Origin of the sequence: Microbacterium sp. BF1 (genome assembly GCF_019279095.1) — a bacterium.
Classification (GTDB): Bacteria; Actinomycetota; Actinomycetes; order Actinomycetales; family Microbacteriaceae; genus Microbacterium; species Microbacterium maritypicum.
The window spans coordinates 1-2,105 of sequence record NZ_JAGYWT010000427.1 but is presented as its reverse complement, the minus strand read 5'-3'; the positions used below and the strand labels follow the sequence as shown (position 1 = coordinate 2,105).

The 2,105-nt window shown below is 69.2% G+C and carries 3 protein-coding genes; all 3 read left to right on the top strand.

Going from position 1 to position 2,105, the window contains the following annotated elements:
- Positions 1 to 602, top strand: a 602-nt coding sequence (locus KZA10_RS13180) for an aldehyde dehydrogenase family protein (protein ID WP_218683102.1), incomplete at its 5' end; no start/stop codon positions are given.
- 29 nt (positions 603 to 631) lie between these two features.
- Entirely contained in the window at positions 632 to 1,837 is a 1,206-nt protein-coding gene (locus tag KZA10_RS13175) for an acyl-CoA dehydrogenase family protein (protein ID WP_218683101.1), read from the top strand.
- Positions 1,834 to 2,105, top strand: a 272-nt coding sequence (locus KZA10_RS13170; protein ID WP_218683100.1) for an NAD(P)-binding domain-containing protein, incomplete at its 3' end; no start/stop codon positions are given. The genes KZA10_RS13175 and KZA10_RS13170, both read left to right, overlap by 4 nt.

Sequence of the window (2,105 nt, the reverse complement as noted above, 5' to 3'; positions counted from 1 at the left end):
CCAAACTCACCGAACGCGTCGCCCAGCTGCGGGTCGGCCCCTCTCTCGCAGCCGACGTCGACTACGGCCCCCTGGTCACACGGGCGGCCGTCGAGCGGGTCGAGGGCTACATCCAGCAGGGCATCGACGAGGGGGCGACACTCCTCGCCGACGGTCGCGGCTTCACCGTGGAAGGGCACGAGGAGGGCTTCTACCTCGGACCGACCCTGTTCGACCACGTCACCACCGACATGGCGATCTACCGCGAGGAGATCTTCGGCCCCGTGCTGGTCATCGCCCGCGCCGCCGACTACGAGGAGGCGCTGCGGATGGCCTCGGAGCACGAGTACGGCAACGGCGTCGCCATCTTCACGCGCGACGGCGACGCGGCCCGCGACTTCGCCGCCCGCGTCGAGGTGGGGATGGTCGGTGTGAACGTGCCGATCCCGGTCCCGATCGCGTACTACACGTTCGGCGGCTGGAAGCGCAGCGGATTCGGCGACCTCAATCAGCACGGAACCGACGCCTTCCGGTTCTACACGAAGACCAAGACGGTGACGAGCCGCTGGCCCGCAGCAGGCATCCGCGATGGTGCCAGCTTCGTCATCCCGACCATGCACTAGCCCCGGAAACCTCCCACAAGGAAACCACGATGACCATGACCACCGTCACCACCACCGCCGAGGAGCGCGAGGCGATCATCGGCGCCGTCCGCGAGTTCGCCGAGACCGAGCTCGCACCCTACGCCGCCGAGCGCGACGAGAAGCACCTGTTCCCGCGGGAGTCGCTCAACCGTGCCGGCGAGCTCGGGCTCGGCGGCATCTACGTCGACGAGGAGTTCGGCGGCAGCGGCCTCAGCCGTCTCGACACCGTCGCGATCTTCGAGGAGCTCGCGAAGGGCGACCCCGCGGTCGCGGCCTACATCTCCATCCACAACATGGTCGTCTGGATGATCGACACCTACGGCGACGACGCCCAGCGCGCGCACTGGCTGCCGATGCTGACGGCCATGTCGGAGTTCGGCGGCTACTGCCTCACCGAGCCGGGTGCAGGATCGGATGCCGCGAACATCGCGACCAGCGCCGTCCGCGACGGCGACGACTACGTTCTCACCGGAGTGAAGCAGTTCATCTCCGGAGCGGGCGAGGCTGCCGTCTACGTCGTCATGGCGCGCACGGGGGAGCCGGGCGCGCGCGGCATCAGCGCCTTCCTCGTCCCCGGCGACTCCGAGGCGCTGAGCTTCGGTGCCCCGGAGAAGAAGATGGGCTGGCACGCGCAGCCCACCCGCCAGGTGATCCTCGACGGTGTGCGGGTTCCCGCCTCCTCCATGCTCGGCGACGAGGGTCGCGGGTTCGCGATCGCGATGTCCGCGCTCAACGGCGGCCGTCTCAACATCGCCGCCTGCTCGCTCGGAGGCGCCCAGTGGGCACTCGATCAGGCCGTGAAGTACGTGCACGAGCGGATGGCGTTCGGCGAGCCGCTCGCCGAGAAGCAGTCCATCCTGTTCGCGATCGCCGACATGCGCACCGATCTGCACGCCGCACGTCTCATGGTGCGCGACGGCGCGCAGGCGGTCGACGAGCACGCACCCGACGCGACGATGCGCTGCGCCATGGCCAAGCGCTTCGCGACCGACGCCGGCTTCGACGTCGCCAACAGGGCTCTGCAGCTGCACGGCGGCTACGGCTATCTGCAGGACTACGGGATCGAGAAGGTCGTCCGCGACCTGCGCGTGCATCAGATCCTGGAGGGGACGAACGAGATCATGCGACTGATCGTCGGACGTGAGATGCTCCGGCCGGCGGGTTCCGCCTCCCTCCAGCGCAGCGGCGGAGATCAGATGCGGAGCGGATCATGACGGCGCCGTCTTCCCCGGTGGTCGTCGCGTTCCTCGGCCTCGGGCACATGGGACTGCCGATGGCGAAGAACCTCCTCGCCGCGGGACATGAGGTGCACGGCTTCGATCTCGTCCCCGCGGCCATCGAAGCGGCGCAGACGGCCGGCGTCCCGGTAGCTGCGAGCGGCGCGGATGCCGTGGCCGACGCGGATGTCGTCATCACCATGTTCCCCGCCGGAAAGCACGTGATCGAGGCCTATCGCACCGAACTGCTCGCGGCCGCCCGCCC